The 19,552-nt window shown below is 58.5% G+C and carries 13 protein-coding genes and 2 tRNA genes; 7 read left to right on the top strand and 8 right to left on the bottom strand.

The genetic code is table 11. The features are described 5' to 3' along the window. Positions 1–130 precede the first annotated feature (130 nt). On the top strand, positions 131–1,588 hold the full coding sequence (locus tag ACJSDX_RS11710) for an iron-containing redox enzyme family protein (protein ID WP_407994833.1): 1,458 nt from the start codon (positions 131–133) through the stop codon (positions 1,586–1,588). Between the two features lie 26 nt (positions 1,589–1,614). Here the strand turns inward: ACJSDX_RS11710 and ACJSDX_RS11705 are convergent, their stop codons facing one another. The 4 genes from ACJSDX_RS11705 to ACJSDX_RS11690 form a co-directional block, all read right to left on the bottom strand. Beyond that, on the bottom strand, positions 1,615–1,890 hold the full coding sequence (locus tag ACJSDX_RS11705; RefSeq protein WP_407994832.1) for a hypothetical protein: 276 nt from the start codon (positions 1,888–1,890) through the stop codon (positions 1,615–1,617). A 72-nt stretch (positions 1,891–1,962) separates the two neighbouring features. Further along, positions 1,963–2,670 (bottom strand): endonuclease/exonuclease/phosphatase family protein, encoded by a 708-nt coding sequence (locus ACJSDX_RS11700; RefSeq protein WP_407994831.1) that lies wholly within the window; start codon positions 2,668–2,670, stop codon positions 1,963–1,965. Positions 2,671–2,797: 127 nt separating this feature from the next. Then, positions 2,798–4,987, bottom strand: coding sequence for a VTT domain-containing protein (locus ACJSDX_RS11695; RefSeq protein WP_407994830.1), 2,190 nt, complete (start codon positions 4,985–4,987; stop codon positions 2,798–2,800). Positions 4,988–5,029: 42 nt separating this feature from the next. Then, complete coding sequence (locus tag ACJSDX_RS11690) at positions 5,030–5,323, bottom strand: hypothetical protein (protein ID WP_407994829.1); 294 nt, start codon at positions 5,321–5,323, stop codon at positions 5,030–5,032. Positions 5,324–5,647: 324 nt separating this feature from the next. Here ACJSDX_RS11690 and ACJSDX_RS11685 point away from each other — a divergent pair, with 324 nt between their 5' ends. The 6 genes from ACJSDX_RS11685 to ACJSDX_RS11660 all read left to right on the top strand — a co-directional run bounded on the left by ACJSDX_RS11685 (position 5,648) and on the right by ACJSDX_RS11660 (position 16,715). Continuing rightward, positions 5,648–7,774: an alpha-1,4-glucan--maltose-1-phosphate maltosyltransferase gene (locus tag ACJSDX_RS11685; protein WP_407994828.1), complete on the top strand. Its 2,127-nt coding sequence runs from the start codon at positions 5,648–5,650 to the stop codon at positions 7,772–7,774. Then, on the top strand, positions 7,771–11,175 hold the full coding sequence (treS, locus tag ACJSDX_RS11680) for a maltose alpha-D-glucosyltransferase (protein ID WP_407994827.1): 3,405 nt from the start codon (positions 7,771–7,773) through the stop codon (positions 11,173–11,175). The genes ACJSDX_RS11685 and treS overlap by 4 nt, the downstream gene beginning before the upstream one ends. 36 nt (positions 11,176–11,211) lie before the next feature. Continuing rightward, complete coding sequence (gene treZ / locus ACJSDX_RS11675) at positions 11,212–13,101, top strand: malto-oligosyltrehalose trehalohydrolase (RefSeq protein WP_407994826.1); 1,890 nt, start codon at positions 11,212–11,214, stop codon at positions 13,099–13,101. Between the two features lie 7 nt (positions 13,102–13,108). Further along, complete coding sequence (gene treY / locus ACJSDX_RS11670) at positions 13,109–15,934, top strand: malto-oligosyltrehalose synthase (RefSeq protein WP_407994825.1); 2,826 nt, start codon at positions 13,109–13,111, stop codon at positions 15,932–15,934. Positions 15,935–16,042: 108 nt separating this feature from the next. Next, positions 16,043–16,348 carry a hypothetical protein gene (locus tag ACJSDX_RS11665; protein WP_407994824.1) on the top strand — a complete coding sequence of 102 codons (306 nt, stop codon included), beginning with the start codon at positions 16,043–16,045 and terminating at the stop codon, positions 16,346–16,348. A 208-nt stretch (positions 16,349–16,556) separates the two neighbouring features. Next, a complete protein-coding gene (locus ACJSDX_RS11660) occupies positions 16,557–16,715 on the top strand; it encodes a DUF3309 family protein (protein WP_309565245.1) in 159 nt (52 codons plus the stop codon). 60 nt (positions 16,716–16,775) lie between these two features. Here ACJSDX_RS11660 and ACJSDX_RS11655 read toward each other — a convergent pair whose 3' ends face one another. The 4 genes from ACJSDX_RS11655 to ACJSDX_RS11640 form a co-directional block, all read right to left on the bottom strand. After that, positions 16,776–18,668, bottom strand: a complete 1,893-nt coding sequence (locus ACJSDX_RS11655) for a SurA N-terminal domain-containing protein (RefSeq protein ID WP_407994823.1) — start codon at positions 18,666–18,668, stop codon at positions 16,776–16,778. A 203-nt stretch (positions 18,669–18,871) separates the two neighbouring features. After that, positions 18,872–18,948: transfer RNA gene (locus ACJSDX_RS11650), tRNA-Asp, on the bottom strand. Between the two features lie 49 nt (positions 18,949–18,997). After that, a tRNA-Val gene (locus ACJSDX_RS11645) sits at positions 18,998–19,073 on the bottom strand. Between the two features lie 20 nt (positions 19,074–19,093). After that, positions 19,094–19,369 carry an HU family DNA-binding protein gene (locus tag ACJSDX_RS11640; protein ID WP_011479634.1) on the bottom strand — a complete coding sequence of 92 codons (276 nt, stop codon included), beginning with the start codon at positions 19,367–19,369 and terminating at the stop codon, positions 19,094–19,096. Positions 19,370–19,552 lie beyond the last annotated feature (183 nt).

Here is a 19,552-nt window from a genome sequence, read left to right as displayed (position 1 = left end):
CAGCTTAACAAAATAAGCCAGGTTTGCCTGTCGTCTCAGTCTGACAGGAGATTAATCCTCTGACCGATAACCGGCCGCGGCCGAGGGAAAGAGAATGATGCTATTCAAGCTTCCGGATGAACTCATTCCTATGTTGAGCACAGCCCCCTCCCCCTCGCTGCATGACGCCGAGAAACCAGGAACATTGCCGCGTGAATTGTATTTCGGCTTGTTAAGCCATGGCGGAACGCATAGTCCTGCGCCGGAGAGCTGCCATGCTGACGCACTTGAATTCCTGCGACAGCAGCTTGAGGCCTGCGCTGCCGACCCTGCCCCTTTTCCGTCCGATGTCGAGCAGTTGGAAAACTGGATAGTGCAAAGTAGCCTGCAGACGGGACAGCGTTACCAGCAATACCTGCAGGACCGCCAGGACGGCGCTCCCCGGCGTTATTTCGGCAGCAAGGCGCATGCGCTGAATTTCATCAAGTCGGTCGCCCCCACCAAGATGGTGGATGGGTCATGGCTTTACGGCCTGGTTCGGCGCTGGAAAGACCCGGGCTTCAGCGCCTTGATTGACATCTATCTAGAGGAACTTGGCGACGGCCAGGAGGAGGACAACCATGTCGCTATCTACCGCAAGCTGATTCACGCATACGGATGCGAACAATGGAGGACGCTGGACGACGAATACTTTATACAGGGCGCCACCCAATTGGCCTTGTCCGTCCATGCAGACCAGTTCCTGCCGGAGGTCATCGGCTTCAACCTGGCTTACGAACAATTGCCGCTGCACCTGCTGATCACTGCCGCGGAATTGAACGAGCTCAATATCGATCCTTATTACTTCACCTTGCATATCACCATAGACAATGCATTGTCCGGACATGCGGTCAAGTCGGTCGATGCATTGCGCGAACTGCTTCCGCATTTCGCGCATCAGCAGGACTTCATGCAGCGGGTGATCCATGGTGCCAAGCTCAATAATGCCGGGCTTGGCTCGGTCGGCATCATCGAATCCTTCAGGCTAGAGGACGAGCTAATCGAGATATTCCGGCAGAAGGCCACCATCGGCCAGTTCATGCATCACCACCATTGCCGGATTGCCGGCCGCAACCTCAGGGAATGGCTGTCCGACGGCAGCCAGATGCCTTCCCTCCTGCAGGCGCTTCAGGAGCAAGGCTGGATCAACCGGCACCAGGATCCCAAAAATTCCAGGTTCTGGAAGCTGATCGACGGCGGCCAGGGCCAGATGTTCGGCGTGTTCAGCCCCTACGAGAAACAGGTGCTTTACGACTGGATTGCAGGCGACGCCCTCGAGCGCCTCCCCAAGCGCGAACGCCTGGGCGAGCCCTGGCGCATCCAGAAGCGGCAGGCCAAACGGCAGCAGGCTGCCGGTGCCGGCGGCCCATCCTCCAATATCATCCGCTTGGCACAACCAGCGCCTGTGCCAGAGATTGACGAACAGCACTTATTCAATCAGCAACTGGCGTCGCTCAAGGACAAGGAAGCGTTGATGCAGTTCCTGGGATCGTGGATGTCTCCTGCCTTGCATCACCACCCAGTGGGCCTTGCCGCGACGCGCATGTTCAAGGCGCAATGGCTTGGCTAAATAATAAGTCGGCGGGCCAACCCGTCTTAACGTGGTTGCGCGTCGCGTGAAGGCTCGCCCTTCTCTTGGCTGGGAGGCGCGTTCTTGCATACGCCCCGGATATTCATGACGGCCAGCCCAAATTGCAGAACGATCAAGGCATATGCATGGGCATGCCAGCCCCAGGCAATCCACAGCAGGTTGCTCAGGATGAACGCCCAGAAACCCCAGTTGCGCCGGTACTTGGACGTGGACCCCACCAGCCAGGCTGCCGCAATCGTGACTATCATTGCGGGCCACTGCAGCCAATCCAGATAATCCATACAAACTCCTTGTTCGTGTCATAAGGCGGGACGGCTTTTCTTGGCCCACCCCTATATTTTTCTAGACGCCCTTCAATACTCAAGCTCCACGACCAATGGCAAGTGGTCGGACAATTTCCTGATCCCCTTTCCCGGCAGCCGGTGTGCGGTGACCTTGATGCCGGGCGCGTCGTGCCAGGCGCGATCCAGGCGGAAGATGGGGCATAGTGAAGGAAATGTGGGCCTGCAGGACAACGGCGTGAGGTGCCGGTTGAGGTAGCGCAGCAGCGAGGACGGCACCTGCCATTCGTTGATGTCGCCCATAAGCAGGATGGGACTGCGCTCCTGCTCTTCCACGGCCTGCATCAGCCGCAGCAGGTTCTTCGCCTCGGACCTGCGCTCGAAGATGGAAAGCGACAGGTGGGTGCCGATCACCCGCAGCCTTCCCCATGGAAGCTGCACCAGGGCATCTGCCGCATGGCGCGGCTCCAGGCTGGGGTGGGTCTCCAGGTTATGCAGCAACCCGCGGATGATCGGATAGCGGCTGACGATCAGGTTGCCGTACCAGCCAGCCCCTTCTTGCATGCTGGGGCAGATCAAATGGTGCGGACGTTCCGGTCCGGCCAGCGTCTGCACGTCGCCGGACAACCCTCCGCGCGAGGGGCGGGTTTCCATTTCCTGGAAAACGCCGATATCGATATCCAGCCGTTGCATCAGGCCGTGCACCCGGGCTAGGTCGCGCTTGCCATCCAGGCTGCGTCCGCCATGGATGTTGAAACAGAGCAGTCTTATTCTTTGCATGCATGATCGCTTCGAAACAAGAAAAGTGTATTAAGAGGGGCTAACGCGTTGTTGCCTTGCCGTACTACTTGTACTGTCTGCGGCAAAGGGCCTAGCCAAGACCGCTTCGCCGAGTTTGTCAGCCGCCCTAATTCGCATGCAGCCTACGCTGCCAATGCCGGGAAAGAAAATGCGTGCTGACGATCACCAGCACCCACAACAACAGGCCCGCGCCTACCAGCACGGCATTATGCGGATCGGGATTCTTGAATAATGCCAATGCGGATTGACCGATGAACACCGAGACCAGTGTGCCCGGCAACAAGCCCAGCACCGTCGCGATCAGCAGCGTGACGAAAGGCACCTTCATCATGCCCAGGGCCAGGTTGACCACGGTGAACGGTGCGATCGGCAGCAGCCGCAACAGGGTCAGGCCCATGACGCCGCCGTCGCGGGCATATTGCGAAATCTTCTCCGCATGCCTGCCCAGCATGGCCTGCAGCGACTTCTTTCCCAAGCCCAGCCCCGCCAGCCAGCCGACGCTCACGCTGATGAGCGAGCCCAGCATGGCGATCAGGAATGCCTCCAGAGGGGCGAATACAACCACGACCGTCCCGGTCATGACCATGTGGGGCAGGAAGACCAGCGTGCCCAGCACATAGGCAGCCAGCCCGGCAGGAAAGGCCCATGCAGTGTTCTGCACCTGCTCGAGCAGCGGGACTATCTTTTCCGGCGTGGCATATTCCGCGAGCGGAGTGACCTTCCAGGACAATGCAACCGCCGCTACCAGCAGGATGCCGGCGATCAGGCGGAAAGGAATGCGCCGCTTGCTCCTCCCAAACGCCCGGCGCGAAGTGAACAGTTCCGGCAGGATGGGGCGTGAAGGGTCGGCAAAACGCCGTGCCAGCCGGGTGAAGCGTTCGTGACGGTAGCGGTCGTCGTTTATCCTGCGCAGATGCTGGCGGCTGTGCGCCAGCTCGGCAAGAAACGCCTCCACAGGCGCATCAACCCGGTTTGCAATGCGCTCGATCTCTTCCAGCTCAAGCCCGGTATGCTCGCGGATGAGGTCGTTGCGCATGGCTGCGACCTGCTTGCGGTGCGCCTCGTCCCTTGCCTCGATGACGAGGTCGCACTCGCTGTCCAGCGTCATGGAACGATTGTTGATATTGCTCGAGCCTATGCGGAGGTAGCGGTCATCCACGACCATGACCTTGGAATGGATGCGTACCGGCGTTTCCTCGCCGTGCTCGCGGCTGAGAGGATAAGCCAGGGCAACACGGTCGGCCACGCCGTGCGACTCGACGATCTTGCGGAATATCACTCTGGCATGGAACATGGATTTACGCTCCATCACCCCCTGGGCGTTGTAACAGCTTACGAGCAGCACCTTCAGCCTGGGGTTTTCCCGCAGCCTTTGGTTTAATGCCTTCGCGACGGCACGGCGGGTAAAAAACTGGTTTTCCATATAGATAAAGCGCTCCGCCTTGGCGATCATGTCAATGTACAGGCGCTCAATCTGCTGGACTTGGGGTTGCCGGTGGAAACGCGGCATGGTCAACGAGACTCCCACCCCTATCCGCTCCATGACAGGCTTGATGCTGGCCGGCCAACTGGGCGGCAAAGCGTTGTGATGCGCCTGGCGCACCTTTGCGGCCCTCTTGCCGCCCCCGAAATGCCAGCGGTAGCGCACCAGGCGGGCCAGCACAGCAGCGACCGGCCCCGCTACCAGCACCTGGACATCGTGGTAAGGGTCAAAGCGTTTTTCGAGCCCCATTTTCATGCTGCCGTCCGGATCCAATCGGTCTGGATTGCGGGGATGGTGATGGCGGTTATCCCAGCGCGCGATCGCCACGTCCATGCCGCCGCAGAACGCCAGCTCGTCGTCGATCACGACCACTTTCTGGTGGTGGCTGGCCCCCAGCGGCAATTGCCCGTCAAAGATGAAATGCAGGTTGTCCGCCCCGCTCAGCTTCCATTTCGCCTCGGAAAAGCTTTCCCTCTCCGCTGAAAGGAAAACGGAGTAATTCCAGCGGTTGAGGTAAATCTGGATTGCGGGCGTCTGCCGTGCCTTCCACTGCAGGAGTTCGAACAATGCAGTCGGGCAAGCCTGCGCCTCCGCCTCGGCCCCACGGATGAGGTCGATGCGGCTGTCTATGTCCCAGCCGAGGATGAAAATGGAATGCTGCGCCCGGCAGATGGCCTCATGCAGGGCGCGATAGTAATTGGCGCAGTCGACCACAGGCGCCAGGTAGCTGGCATGCGAATACTTCCAGCAATTGTGCCCCAGGCGGAACAATGCGTTGCCTGGCGAGGAGTCCATCGCTGGGTTAATTTGCATCGGTCGCCCTCGGATAAATAGTTATTGGTATTGATGGCATTGCTATTGCCTGTTCCTAATATTTTTCTCGTCAATGTCCGGATTGCGGGTGCGCGGGTCGTTGGGCAGCCCCTCCGCAGGAACTTCGGGCGGGACGATCACGCTTTCACGCTCGCCCGGGACAGGAGGCGGAACCTTGAGGCTGTCGGAATCCATTTTGCAATCCGGCTTGCTGGTCGCGTCACTGTGGTCGCAAGGCGGCACCGTATTGTCTACAGGCGCGGGGTCTGCCTGTACGCCGACGACCATGGCGCTCGCCAGCAGGAAGGCAGCAAGGCATATCGGACCATGTTTCATTTCCTATCCTCCAGTACTGTCGTTACTGTCAATGTGGAGACCATGCTAGCCGCTGTATGAATTGGCTAAGCTTTTGCCTATGAAACCGCTTATTTCGATTGCTTGCAACACAGCAAGAGATGCACATAAATCATGCAATGTAATGATTATTAAGTAAAAAATATTTATTCGGAAAAGAATTCCTACAAACAAATCAGTAGCGCACTGATCGGTAGCAGCTCGTTCCCATTCTTATGATGAATCGACTGCCTTGGCGTTTTTCACGCCGGAGGCAATGTCCTGTACCACCCTCCTTTAACCGATCCATGCGGGAAATCATTGACTATGGCGAGAGCAGCCCGGCGTTCCGATGCACAAACACAGCTTCCTGCCGAACAGGGCGCTGGCAGCCTGGATTTGGAGTATTTGGCCTTGCTGGACGCCCCCAGGGTTGTCGTGGAACAGGTCAGCCCCTCCATCGACGAAGGAAGGTTTGCCGTCAAGAGATGCGTAGGCGAGCCTGTGGAAGTGGAAGCCGATATTTTCATGGATACGCATGACAAGCTGGGGGCGCAATTGCTATGGCGGAAAAACGATATCGATACCTGGCACGCAGTGCCAATGAAGCTGGTGGACAACCACCGTTGGAGCGCAAGCTTCACGCCTCCTGTTCCAGGCTTTTACCAGTTCGCGGTGGAGGCATGGCAAGACGAATTCGCCACCTACCGAGACGGCTTGTTGAAAAAAGTCCGGGCTGGAACAGATGTCGCGCTTGAAATACAGGAGGGCCAGCTCTTGCTGGCGCGGCTCCAGGCCTATCCAGGCCATGAGCCGCAACAGGGCTTCCTGGCGAAGGCCGTCAAGGCGCTGGAAGCGCCAGGGAACGCAAAGCGCCTGGCATCCGAGTTGGAACCATTGGAGCCCTCCGACCTTGACCTTTTTCTGCCAGCTTATGCAGAAAGCCAGCAGGACTTCCTGCGCATACTGCTTTCCGCCGAGTTAAGCCGGCACGTCCATACCCGGGACTTCGTGGTGCGCAGCCGTGAATTCCCGTTACGCATCGACCGAAAGACAGCGGCATTTTCCAGCTGGTACGAAATGTTCCCCCGCTCCCAAAGCGGAGACGCCTCCCGCCACGGCACTTTCGACGACGTGCTTGAGCGCCTGCCAGCCATTCGCGCCATGGGGTTCGACACCTTATACTTTCCCCCTATCCATCCTATCGGCCGCCTCAACCGCAAGGGCCGCAACAACAGTTTGCAGGCCCAGCCCGGGGATCCCGGCAGCCCGTATGCAATCGGCTCGGAGGAAGGCGGCCATGACGCGATACACCCCGAGCTGGGTTCCTGGGAGGATTTTCGCCGCCTGAGGGAGCAGGCCGCAGCGATGGGGATGGACCTGGCCCTGGACTTTGCGATTCAGTGCGCGCCCGACCATCCCTGGCTCACCCAGCACCCGGAATGGTTCGACTGGCGTCCGGACGGCAGTATCCGCTATGCCGAGAATCCGCCGAAGAAATACGAAGACATCGTCAATGTCGATTTCTATGCGCCGCAGGCCGTGCCGGATTTATGGCTGGCCTTGCGCGATGTCCTGATGCTGTGGGCAAGCGAAGGCGTGCATGCCTTCAGGGTGGACAACCCCCATACCAAGCCGCTGCCGTTCTGGGAATGGGTCATCCGCGAGGTGCAGGACGAATACCCTGACGTGATTTTCCTGTCCGAGGCGTTTACCCATCCCAAGATGATGAACCGCCTGGCGAAGATAGGCTTCACGCAGTCCTATACCTATTTCACCTGGCGCAACACCAAGCAGGAGCTGACCGACTACCTGCTGACATTGAACGATCCGGCCCAGGTCGAGTTCTTCCGGCCGAATTTCTTCGTCAATACGCCCGATATCAACCCCCGCTACCTGCAGCATTCCGGCCGGCCGGGGTTTCTCGCCAGGGCGGCGCTGGCAGCGACATTGTCCGGGCTATGGGGCATATCCAGCGGCTTCGAGCTGTGCGAAGCGGAAGCCCTGCCGGACAGCGAGGAATTCCTCAATTCCGAAAAATACGAAATCCGCGCCTGGGATTGGCAGCGTCCCGGCAACATCATCGAGGACATCACCACGCTCAATAGGCTACGCAGCCAATACCCGGCCTTGCAGACCCACCTGGGTGTAGCTTTCCATACTTTCCACAACGACCAGGTCATTTTCTACTCCAAGCATGAGCCGGGTTCCGCCCTGCCCCATGAGCGCCTGATCGTCGTTGCCGTCAACCTCGACCCGCACCACGTGCAGGAAGGCACCATGGAGTTGCCGCTGCACCTGCTCGGGCTGCAGGACCACGACTCGGTTGCAGTGGAAGACCTGACGCGCGGCTACCGCTTCGACTGGCATGGCAAATGGCAGCAGCTGCGCATGGACCCGCACGACATGCCCTACGCCATCTGGCAGCTGCAGAGGAAGGGGCCGTTGCCATGAACAAGCGGCAATTGCAGAGAAAACTCAAGGCGGAAAAAGACCTGCGCTTCAACGACGACCCTTTGTGGTACAAGGATGCCGTCATCTACCAGGTGCACATCAAGTCGTTCTTCGATGCGAACAACGACGGCATCGGCGACTTCGCGGGCCTGATCCTCAAGCTCGACTACATTGTCGAGCTCGGCGTCAACACCATCTGGCTGCTGCCGTTCTACCCTTCGCCGCGCCGCGACGACGGCTACGATATTGCCGAGTACAAGGGCGTCCATCCCGACTACGGCACGCTGTTCGACGTCAAGCGCTTCATCGTCGAGGCCCACAAGCGCAACCTGCGGGTCATCACCGAGCTCATCATCAACCATACTTCCGACCAGCATCCCTGGTTCCAGCGTGCGCGGCAGGCCAAGCCCGGCTCCGCGGCACGCAATTTCTATGTCTGGTCGGATACGGATACCGCCTACAGCCAGACGCGCATCATCTTCACCGATACGGAGAAATCGAACTGGACCTGGGACCCGGTGGCGGGCGCCTATTACTGGCACCGTTTCTTCTCGCACCAGCCCGACCTCAACTTCGACAACCCGCGCGTGCTCAAAGCCGTCATCAACATCATGCGCTTCTGGCTGGATCTTGGCGTGGACGGCCTCAGGCTGGATGCCGTGCCCTACCTGATCGAGCGCGAGGGCACCTCCAACGAAAACCTGCCGGAAACCCATGAAATCCTCAAGTTCATCCGCAGCGAAATAGACCAGAACTACCCGGACCGCATGCTGCTGGCCGAAGCCAACATGTGGCCGGAGGACGTGCAGGAATATTTCGGCGACGGCAGCAACGAATGCCATATGGCGTTCCATTTTCCGCTGATGCCCCGCATGTACCTGGCGCTGGCGCAGGAGGACCGCTTCCCCATCAGCGACATCCTGCGGCAGACGCCGGAAATCCCGCCCGCCTGCCAATGGGCGATCTTCCTGCGCAACCACGATGAATTGACGCTGGAAATGGTCACCGAGAAGGAGCGGGCTTACATGCTCAACTTCTACGCCACCGAAAGCCGCGCCCGCCTCAACGTGGGCATCCGCCGCCGGCTTGCGCCGCTGCTGCAGCGCGACAGGCGCCGCCTGGAACTCCTCAATAGCCTGCTGTTGTCGATGCCGGGCACCCCAGTCATTTACTACGGCGACGAAATCGGCATGGGCGACAACATCCACCTGGGCGACCGCGACGGCGTCCGCACTCCGATGCAATGGAGCCCGGACCGCAACGGCGGCTTTTCCCATGCCGACCCGGCCCGGCTGGTCCTTCCCCCGATCATGGATACGCAATACGGCTACCATGCCATCAACGTGGAGGCCCAAAGCAGCGATCCTCACTCCCTGCTCAATTGGATGCGGCGCCTGCTGGCGATACGCAAGCAGTACCACGCGTTCGGGCGCGGCAGCATGCGTTTGCTTTACCCCAACAACCGCAAGATATTGAGCTATCTGCGCACCCATATCCCGGGCGGCGAGAGCGCCGATGAAGAGCAGATCATCCTCTGCGTGGCGAATATCTCGAGCACTGCGCAGGCGGTGGAGCTCGATCTTGCCGAGTTCTCCGGCTACGACCCGATGGAAATGATGGGAGGCTCGGTGTTCCCGCGCATCGGGCAGCAGCCTTACGTATTGACCCTGGGCGCCTACGATTTTTATTGGTTCCGCCTGACCAGGAACAAGCAACCGCTCAACGGTGCAGGCGAGCAGGACGGCAGCCTGCCGGAGTACCTCACCCTGGTGCTGAACCAGCAACTGACCGGCCTGTTTGCGCCGCAATTGCGCAGGACGATGGAACAAGACATTCTTCCGGCTTATCTCTCTTACCAGCGCTGGTACGCAGGCAAGCAGAAGGATACCCTTTCCGCGATCAAGCTTATGCTGCTGGGTGTGCTGGATGCGCTCGACCCCGGGGAGCCTCCTTTCCTGCTGGGACAGGTCGAGGCTTCCACCGCCACAGGGAGTGAGCGCTACTTCCTTCCCATGGGCGTAGTGTCCGACGAACAGGAAACACCTGCGCTGGTGCGCAAGATGGCATTGGCCCATGTGCGCCGAGGGCCGCGTGTGGGCACCCTCACCGACGCTTTCGCGCTCGATGCCTTCGTGAGGGCCGTGCTTCACCACCTGAAAAACGACAGCACGCTGGACAGCGAGCAGGGCAGCATCCATTTCAACAGCACGGCATCGCTGCATCAGGTCGACTTCAAAACCGAGCTTGAAATCAGGCGTACGGACCAGGAACAATCCAACAGCTCGCTGATTATCAACGACCTGGCAGTGATGAAGCTGCTGCGGCGCGTGCAGCCCGGCATCAACCCCGAGCTTGAAGTGGCCCACCACTTGGCTAAGGTCGGCTATGCCAATACGCCGCCGCTGCTGGGCGATGTCACTTTCACCGATGCCGATGGCATGCCGCATACCCAGGTGATCATGCAGGCGTTCGTGCATAACCAGGGCAATGCATGGCAGTGGACGCTGGACAGGCTGAACCGCGTGTTGCACGACAACCGCTCCGCCGACCTCATGAAACAGGCCCTGGCTGTGGACGACGCCAGCCCGCTTAAGGAGCTGACCAATTTCGCCGCCATGCTGGGGCAGCGCCTGGCTGAGCTGCACATTGCGCTGGCCAAGGATACTGAAAACCCTAGTTTCAGCCCCGGCGTATTTTCCACGCCGCAGGTCGGGGCTTGGCGCGATAAGCTGCATGAGCAGGCGGAGGATGTGCTGGCATTGCTTGACCGCGGACCATGGTCCAGCGATACGGATGCCCAGCATGCATCGGCGATATGTTCGCGCCGCGAGCAGTTGCTCCAGACAATCGATGAGTTGGTGCAGCACGTGGTTGGTCAACCCCGCATCCGCATCCACAGTGATTTCCATCTGGGCCAGGTGCTGATGATTTCCGGCGACGTGATGATCATCGACTTCGAGGGCGAGCCGGCCCGCAGCCTGGAGCAGCGGCGTCAGAAAGACCATCCGTTCCGCGACGTGGCAGGCCTGTTGCGCTCTTTCTCCTATGCGGCCGCCCATGTGGAGAAGAGCGACATGGACAAGCCTGCCAGCGAGGATGCGGAGCGGCGCCAGGGGCTGTTGCGCGATTATGAGGAATGCTCGAAACGCGCCTTCATGCAGGCTTACTTTGCACATTCCCATCTGCCCACGCCATCTCAAGCGCCTGATTCCGCTCTAGGCTTGGCTGAAGAATTGCCTGCCGGGGATCAGGCCATGCTGAACCTGTGCCTGCTGGAAAAAGTGATCTATGAAATCGCATACGAGGCTGCAAACCGGCCTGCCTGGATCGGCATTCCCATGCGCGGCCTGCTCGGCCTCCTGGATGACATGCAGGCCGACGGCAATCCGGAACGACCTTGAGCCACAACCCTCCCCTCACCCTTAGGATACGAGACAATGACCTTACAACTGCACATTGATGACAAGCAGGACGCCAAGCCGCATGCCCCTCAGGGAGGAAACACGCATTGCCGCTCGCTGCCTGCCGGTGCGCATATCGTGCAGCCTGGAAAGGTCATGTTCAGGATATGGGCGCCGAATGCGGAAAAAGTTTGGGTCGTTCTATCTGGGCCGCAGGCGGACGACGAGCCGCGCGCGCAGCAAGAGCATGAAATGGCGGCCGACGCAAAGGCAGGCTGGTTCAGCCGGGAAATTGCCGCGGATGCGGGCAGCCGCTACCGCTACCGTATCCTCAACAAGCAAGGCCACGAGCTCACCGTGCCCGACCCCTGGTCGCGCGCCCAGGCCGAGAGCGTGCACGGCGACAGCATCGTGGTGGATTCGCAATCCTACACCTGGCGTCATCCCGGATGGGCAGGCAGGCCATGGCACGAGACTATCGTGTATGAGGCCCACGTCGGCTGCCTGGGAGGATTCGAGGGCTTGCGCGCACAATTGCCGCAGTTGGCCGCCATGGGGTTCACCGCCATCGAGCTGATGCCGATTGCCAGCTTCCCCGGCGAGCGCAATTGGGGATACGACGGGGTGCTGCAGTTCGCCCCGCAGTTCAGCTATGGCTCGCCCGACCAGCTCAAGGCACTGGTGGATGAGGCGCACGGCCTGGGTCTCAGCGTCTACCTCGACGTGGTGTACAACCATTTCGGCCCGGAGGGAAACTACCTTGCCCATTACGCGCCCCAGTTCTTTTGCCACGAGCACCAGACGCCATGGGGGGATGCTATCGATTTCGCCCAACAGGAGGTCATCGAGTTCTATGGCGAGAACGCGCTCTATTGGCTGGAGGAGTTCCAGTTCGACGGGCTGCGCTTCGATGCCTGCCATGCCATCTGGGACCCGGCGTTCCTGGTGAGTATTGCCGGACGCATACGCACCGAGTTCCACGGCAAGCGCCATATCCACCTGATCGCGGAAAACGACCACAATTCGGTCACACTGCTTCAGAACGGCTATGACGCCCAGTGGAACGACGACGGCCACCATGCCTTGCATGTATTGCTGACCGGCGAAACCGGCGGCTATTACTCCGACTACGCGGACAACACCATCGAGCAACTGGCGCGCTGCCTGGGGGAAGGCTTCATCTACCAGGGAGAAATCTCGGCGCATCGCCACAACACGCCGCGCGGCGAGCCCAGCAGCGGGATGTTGCCATCCAGTTTCGTCATGTTCCTGCAGAACCACGACCAGATCGGCAACCGTGCCTTCGGCGAGCGGCTGGTCACGCTGGCCCCCGAACCCGCGCTCAAGGTGGCCACCGCCCTGTTGCTGCTGAGCCCACAGGTGCCGCTGCTGTTCATGGGGGAGGAATTCGGCGCGACGGAACCCTTCCTCTACTTTACCAGCCATGGCGACCCTGGCCTGGCCACTGCCGTCCGGGAAGGACGCAGGGCCGAATTTGCCAGCTTCCGCCAGTTCCAGGACACTTCGCTTGCCGACCGCATTCCCGACCCCAATGCGGAATCCAGCTTCGAGCAATCGATTCCCCGTGACGGCCAGACCAAGGCGCAAACCGCATGGCGCGAATGGGTGACTCATTTGTTGCAACTACGCCACCAGTACCTGTTGCCGCACTTGCGCTTGTGTCGCGCGCTGCGATATGCCGCTTTCGGGCCTTATGCCGTCCATGCCCAATGGCAGCTGGAAAATGGCGACATGCTGACCGTCGCCGCCAACCTAGGCGCGGAGCCTGCCGCCCAGCACCTCGACCAGCTGGTATCCGGACCAGCGCAGATATTGCTGGACCACGGCAATGCGCATGCCGCGCTGAAAGCGGGGGAAATGCCTGCCTTCAGCATTTTCGCCTGCCTGGAGCATCCGCAAGGATAGGCGCATCATGCCCAGAACCGACATCACAGCCACTATCCGACTGCAGTTCCACCAGGGTTTCACCTTCGAGGACGCGTTGGAACGAATCCCCTACTTCACCAAGCTGGGCGTCAGCCATATTTACGCGTCCCCTCTCTTGACGGCCCGCAGCAGCTCCACCCATGGTTACGATATTGTCGACCCGACCCAGATCGATGCCAAGCTGGGAGGCGAACCAGGATTCAGGCGCTTGGTCGAGGGTTTGCGCAGTGCTGGCATGGGCCTGATCATGGATATCGTGCCCAACCACATGGGGGTGGGCGGAGCGGAAAACCCATGGTGGCAGCATGTGTTCGAATGGGGACAAGCCAGCCCTTACGCTTCGTGGTTCGACATCGACTGGCATTCCAACGACCCGGCGCTGCATAACAAGGTGCTGGCCCCCTTTCTTGGAGACCCTTATGGCGATGTGCTCAATAAGGGTGAGCTGCGGCTGGCCTATGTTCCGGACACAGGACAAATCGTGGTGGCCTATTTCGACAACCAGTTTCCGGTTTCTCTGTTCGACTATACGGCCATCCTGCGCCAGGCCGACAGTAAACTGTTGCGGCCATTGATAAGCCACCTGGAGGCGCTAGACCGGCAGCAGCCTTACCATGCGCTGGAGAAAAAGGTGGCACAAGCCAGGCAAATGCTGCAGGCGTTGGCCGCCACGCCGCCGGGCAACGCCGCGCTCGATTCGGCCTTGGCCTATTATAACCAAGCCGACAGCGAGCACCGCCTGCAGCTCCATGCATTGCTGGAGCGGCAGCACTACCGCCTCACGTGGTGGGTCAATGCAGCGGACGAGATCAATTGGCGCAGGTTCTTTGAAATCAGCGAGCTGGCCGGCATCCGGGTCGAGCTGGACGAGGTGTTCGAGGCCACGCACTCGCTCCTGTTCAGCCTGTATCGCGAAGGGCTGGTGGATGGCGTGCGGCTTGACCACATAGACGGCCTGGCCCACCCCCAGGAGTATTGCAACAAGTTACGACAGCGCCTGCAGCGCTTGTCCAAGCATAGGCCTAAGCACTTGCAGCAACCGCCCTACATCATCGCCGAAAAAATCCTCGCGCCAGGGGAGTGGCTGCGCAGCGACTGGCGCCTTGACGGCACGACCGGCTACGAATTCATGGATCAGGTCAGCGCCGTCCTGCATGATCCGCGCGGAGCGAGGCCGCTGACTGACTGCTGGCAGAAATATACCGGCGACCAATACGACTTTGCCCGCCATGTGCGCAGCGCCCGCTATCAACTGTTATCGGAAAACCTGGTCGGTGAATTCAATGGCACAGCCGCTGCCATACACCGTATTGCGCGTGCCGAGATCCGCACGAGGGATTACTCCCTCGCAGCCATCAAGCGGGTGCTCACGGAAATCCTGGCGCACTTCCCCGTCTACCGCAGCTACGTGGGCAACAACGGCCCGGACCAGATAGACCGAGAGCTGTTCGAGCAAACGGCCCAACAGGCGCGCCGCACTCTTGGCCAGGTGGATAAGGCCTTGGTGGACATCGTGCTGGGCTGGCTAAACGCGGAACTGGTCATTGCCGATCCTGGCAGTCCGCTTTCAGGCCTCTCGCAACGCGCCATTACCCGTTTTCAGCAGCTCATGCCTGCGTTATGTGCGAAATCCATGGAGGATACCGCGTTCTACCGATTCGGGCGCTTATTGTCCCGTAATGAGGTCGGCAGCAATCCGGACATGTTCTCGCTTTCCACCGAAGATTTCCACCAAGCCTGCATCCAGCGCCACAAGCGCTTCCCGGTCACCATGCTGGCTACGGCCACGCATGACCACAAACGTGGCGAGGATACGCGCATGCGCATTGCCGCCGTGAGCCAGGTGCCGCAGCGGTGGGAATCGCTGCTACAGGAATGGCTCGTCCTGAACGCGCGCTTCCACCAGAATATCTTTCCTGAGGAAAACCTTGCTGTCAGTTACAGTGCGCCTCGTCCCCAGCATGAAATCATGCTGTACCAGATTCTCGCCGGGGCCTGGCCATACTATCTGCAGATCGATGACCGCGAAGGGCTGAAAGCATATGCCGAGCGCCTCAACCAATGGCTGATCAAGAGCATACGCGAAGCCAAACGCCTTTCGGGCTGGATGCAGGCGAACGAGGAATATGAGAATGCATGCAGCAACTTGCTGTTCAATATTCTCGACCCTGAACAAAGCCTGCCCTTCCTCCAGTCCGTGTATTCTTTCGTACAGGAAATCTCCGCGGCTGGCGCCGCCAACAGCTTGTCCCAAACAGTATTGCGCCTGACCACACCAGGCATCCCAGACCTTTACCAGGGGACGGACCTCTGGGACTTCAGCTTACTGGATCCGGACAACCGTTCTGCGGTGGAATATGAGCCCAGGGAACAGCTCTTGGCACAAACGGATTTGGACGAGAAAATCGCCAATTGGCGGAATGGCAGCATCAAACAGCACATCATTCAACAGTTGTTGCAATTCCGCAAGCAGCATGCCGCGCTGTTCAACTGCAGCGATTACCGGCCATTGGAGGTGAGCGGCTCGCGTGCCGCCCATATCCTGGCCTTCATGCGGACTGATGGCCACAAGTCGCTGACCGTGGTGGTACCGAGGCTGACGGCCCCCCTCATGAAAGAGCGGCAACAATTGGCCATTCCCGCAGAAGTTTGGCAAGACACCATTGTCCATCTTCCTGCAAAACTCAACACAGAAGCCTACAACATCGTTTCCGGGCTTTCGTACCACATCTATGCCGGGCAAATTGTCGTCCGTGACTTGTTTTTCAGGCTGTCCTGGGCGGCGCTCGCTGTCGACCTGATGCCTGAATAATCCAGTTGTATCAGTTTCTTACAACAGTATGCGTGCTTGGCTGATGTTGCGCAGGACGCCGCCTGGCCTATAGTGAATCCATCACAATCATGAAATAGGGGCGATCTGATGAAAAGCCGTTTCCATCACCAAACTCTGATGAATGCCGTAGAGGATGCGCACCATCATGCCGGTAACAAGCTGCAAAACTCCGAGGACAAAGGCAATGAGGAAGAAGCGATCAAGTCGTTGAAAGAGGCTTCCAACCCGCATGACAACGGCAAGCCCATCAAGCCCGACCCTGAGAAGCCTTATACTCCGGTGGAGCCTGACGAACCTGATGTCCAGCCTGAAATCATCGACGAAGATGAAGATGGACAGGGCGAGAAGATCGCGCCGCCCCCCGAGGGGTTCTTCCTGAAAGAAAACAACTAAACTGACAAGCGGCCGCCCCGTGCCAACAGTGGCCGCTTATTTTCGCGCGAATAGTGTCAGATACCGCCGACAGCGGTTTAGGCGGCAGCCGGATAATGCCCTCAACCGTACCGCTGTTACATTCATGACACTCTGCTGGCATCCAGCCCGGCAGAACGCGGTCGCAGACCGTCCTCAATAATGTATTAAATCAACCGGAGGAGAATATATGCCTGTTTCTACCATTTTGTTGGTTATTTTGGTTCTTCTGCTTATCGGGGCACTGCCCAGTTGGGGTTACAGCAAGGGATGGGGCTATGGCCCTAGCGGCGGTTTGGGGCTGATTGTCCTGATCTTGATTATCTTGCTGCTGACAGGCCGTATCTGACGGTTCGTTTGATATCATGAAAAAAGCCCCTAACGGGGCTTTTTTCATTTCCAGTCCGGATCAAGGGTTGACTTGATCGGAATTAAGCAACTGGCTGTTCACCGTGACCTTGCTCTTTTGTTTCAAGGAGCTGATATAGGCATGCCTATACTCTGCAGCTAGTGCCGCCTGCAACTGCGCCTTCGCAGCACGCTGCTCTTCATCGCTATCCACTGCAAACTTGACAGAGGTAACCTTGGTTAGGAGGTAGCCGTTGCGGTCTGCCACGCCGTTATAGGCTGGCAGCTTGGCAGTATCCGCCTTGAACGCGGTGGATACCGATAAATCGGTCAGGCTTTGCGGATTGCGGCGATCCACGGTCACCGGCTCTGTCCAGTTGAGGGCAGCGGCCTGGCCTGCACGCAAATCGGCAAGCGCAGCTTCACCTTTTTCACGAGCCAGCTTGGCCGCTTTCTCTTGCTTCAGGAAGTCTTCGATACCATCCTTCACTTCCTCAAAAGAACGGGCAGCAGCAGGCTTATGCTCTGCGACCCTGGCTGAAATCAGGTTGTTGGGCGAAATCTCGACCGCTTCGGTATTGCGCTTGTCCTTCAATACTTCGTCACTGAACACGAAGTTCATCAACTTGTCGTTCTTGAAGAATTTTGCGCCGTCATCGCGGCTCAGCCAGCCGCTGGTCTGGACCTGCAAGCCGAACTCCTTGGCAACAGGTTCCAGGCTGTCCGCCTGCTCGTATACCATATTGCTGAAGTTCTCGGCTTGTTCGGAGAACTTAGCCAGGGCTTTTTGGTACATCAGCTCGGCGCGGATCTGGCCTTGCGCGTTCTCAAACGACTGGCCGCTGCCGTGGATTTCGGTCAGCTTGATGATATGGTAGCCAAAATCGGTTTCGACCAGCTCGCTGATGGTGCCCGGCTTCATCGAGAACACCGCATCCTCGAAAGGCTTGACCATGGCGCCAGGGCCGAACAGGCCGAGGTCGCCGCCCTTGTCCTTGGAGCCCGGGTCTTGCGAATATTGGTGGGCCAGCTGCTCGAACTGTTCGGGGTCTTTTTTCACTAGGGCCAGCACTTCCTGTGCTTTTTCTTTGGCCTTCTGCTTTGCCTCCGGAGTGGGGCTAACGCCAAAACCGATGAGGATGTGGCTGGCGCGACGCTGTTCATCGCCCTGGAACTGTGCCGCATTCTGAGCGTAATATTCACGCGCTTCCTCTTCTGTCACCTGTTGGCTAGGAATCAATGCATTCGCGGACAACAGAACGAACTCAAGCTTGACCTGCTCGGGTACCTTGAACTTGTCCTGGTGCTCCTTGTAATAGGCATTGATTTCTTCCTCAGTGACCTTGACCTGGGGAATGTAGTCCGCAGTCTTGAATTCGGCGATGCTGACTTCCCGCGACTGGTGCTCGATCTTGATCGCATTGTTGGCAACGCCGTTGGGCACGAAGGCCAAGGCGGACAGGCCTTCGCGCGCCTGCATCGTCAGCAGGTCGCCGCGGACCTCGTTTTCAAACTGCGAAGGCGTACGGCGGCGTTCCGCCAGGAACTGGTCGTATAGCTCTTGCGAGAATTTGCCATCCTGGTGGAATGATTCTTCCTGCGTAATGTAGTTGGAAAGCTGCTCGTCGCTGACGACGAACTTTGCCCGCTTGATCTCATTGCCCAGCAATTTGCCTTCGACAAGATGGTCGATCACGGCTTGCTTCAGTTCAGGGCCGTCGATCACGGCTTGGTCGACCTTGCCCTCGCTTTGCAGGCGGTTACGCAGGTTTTGCAAGGCGTTGCTGTATTCTTGCGCGGTAATGGATTCCCCCCCGACCTTGGCAACAGCGACACCTGAGCCTGCATCGCGCAGATAACTATCAACGCCGACCAATGCAAACGGGATGGTAATGGCAGCTAGGATGACTTTGGCCAGCCATCCTTTGGAACGATCACGAATTGCTTCCAACATAACAATATGCCTTCTTTATTTTCAATCTTTGAAATAATCAGCCCGAACCAAGACCGACTTGTAAACCTAACTCTTGAATATACCACACATGCTGAACGCAAGACATGCCTAGTCCAGGTAATGAGGAAGCGGGAGGAAAATTTGACTATCGAGGAAACGGCATGCTAAAAACAAAAAAGCGAACCGGACGGTTCGCTTTTTCTTGGCGGAGCGGACGGGGCTCGAACCCGCGACCCCCGGCGTGACAGGCCGGTATTCTAACCAACTGAACTACCGCTCCTTGACTTCGCGTTGCTTTCTCCAAAACCAACGACTTTTACGATGATTGATGGTGGGTGCTGACGGGGTCGAACCGCCGACATTCGCCTTGTAAGGGCGACGCTCTACCAACTGAGCTAAGCACCCGTCTCAACCAACGAAGACCGCTAGTTTACAGCATCTTTGAGCGCTTTGCCAGCCCTAAATTTGGGAGAATTGGCAGCCTTGATCTTAATTGTGGCGCCAGTGCGGGGATTGCGGCCGTTGCGTGCGGCACGTTTACCAACATAAAAGGTACCGAAGCCGATCAGGGTAACAAGCTCACCCTTTTTCAAAGACTTGGTAATTGCAGCAGTTGTAGCATCTAAAGCACGACCAGCAGCAGCTTTGGATAGACCAGCAGATTTAGCAATTTGCTCAATCAGTTCAGACTTGTTTGCCATGTAAATCCCCTTTCGACATTGTTTAAGAACAGGTGCGAAAAGACCCTGTGCCCTGCTTTATATCAAGCGGAAAAAGGCTATGTCAAGCCTTTCCCGCGCTAAGAGCCTGTTTATAATATTTTTATGAGGTACGTTGTCGCGGCAGAGTAGTAGAAGCAAGACGCAAACCGCACGCATGCGGAT

This window comes from Methylobacillus draconifructus (genome assembly GCF_045984355.1).
Classification (GTDB): domain Bacteria; phylum Pseudomonadota; class Gammaproteobacteria; order Burkholderiales; family Methylophilaceae; genus Methylobacillus; species Methylobacillus flagellatus_A.
The sequence above is the reverse complement of the archived record's forward strand: the minus strand, read 5'-3'. Positions and strand labels throughout refer to the sequence as shown.

What these genes read in the sequence shown, in the direction of transcription:
- ACJSDX_RS11710 (WP_407994833.1), top strand. Translation starts at nt 131, where the DNA reads ATGTTGAGCACAGCCCCCTCCCCCTCGCTGCATGACGCCGAGAAACCA.
- ACJSDX_RS11705 (WP_407994832.1), bottom strand. Translation starts at nt 1,890, where the DNA reads ATGGATTATCTGGATTGGCTGCAGTGGCCCGCAATGATAGTCACGATT.
- ACJSDX_RS11700 (WP_407994831.1), bottom strand. Translation starts at nt 2,670, where the DNA reads ATGCAAAGAATAAGACTGCTCTGTTTCAACATCCATGGCGGACGCAGC.
- ACJSDX_RS11695 (WP_407994830.1), bottom strand. Translation starts at nt 4,987, where the DNA reads ATGCAAATTAACCCAGCGATGGACTCCTCGCCAGGCAACGCATTGTTC.
- ACJSDX_RS11690 (WP_407994829.1), bottom strand. Translation starts at nt 5,323, where the DNA reads ATGAAACATGGTCCGATATGCCTTGCTGCCTTCCTGCTGGCGAGCGCC.
- ACJSDX_RS11685 (WP_407994828.1), top strand. Translation starts at nt 5,648, where the DNA reads ATGGCGAGAGCAGCCCGGCGTTCCGATGCACAAACACAGCTTCCTGCC.
- treS (WP_407994827.1), top strand. Translation starts at nt 7,771, where the DNA reads ATGAACAAGCGGCAATTGCAGAGAAAACTCAAGGCGGAAAAAGACCTG.
- treZ (WP_407994826.1), top strand. Translation starts at nt 11,212, where the DNA reads ATGACCTTACAACTGCACATTGATGACAAGCAGGACGCCAAGCCGCAT.
- treY (WP_407994825.1), top strand. Translation starts at nt 13,109, where the DNA reads ATGCCCAGAACCGACATCACAGCCACTATCCGACTGCAGTTCCACCAG.
- ACJSDX_RS11665 (WP_407994824.1), top strand. Translation starts at nt 16,043, where the DNA reads ATGAAAAGCCGTTTCCATCACCAAACTCTGATGAATGCCGTAGAGGAT.
- ACJSDX_RS11660 (WP_309565245.1), top strand. Translation starts at nt 16,557, where the DNA reads ATGCCTGTTTCTACCATTTTGTTGGTTATTTTGGTTCTTCTGCTTATC.
- ACJSDX_RS11655 (WP_407994823.1), bottom strand. Translation starts at nt 18,668, where the DNA reads ATGTTGGAAGCAATTCGTGATCGTTCCAAAGGATGGCTGGCCAAAGTC.
- ACJSDX_RS11640 (WP_011479634.1), bottom strand. Translation starts at nt 19,369, where the DNA reads ATGGCAAACAAGTCTGAACTGATTGAGCAAATTGCTAAATCTGCTGGT.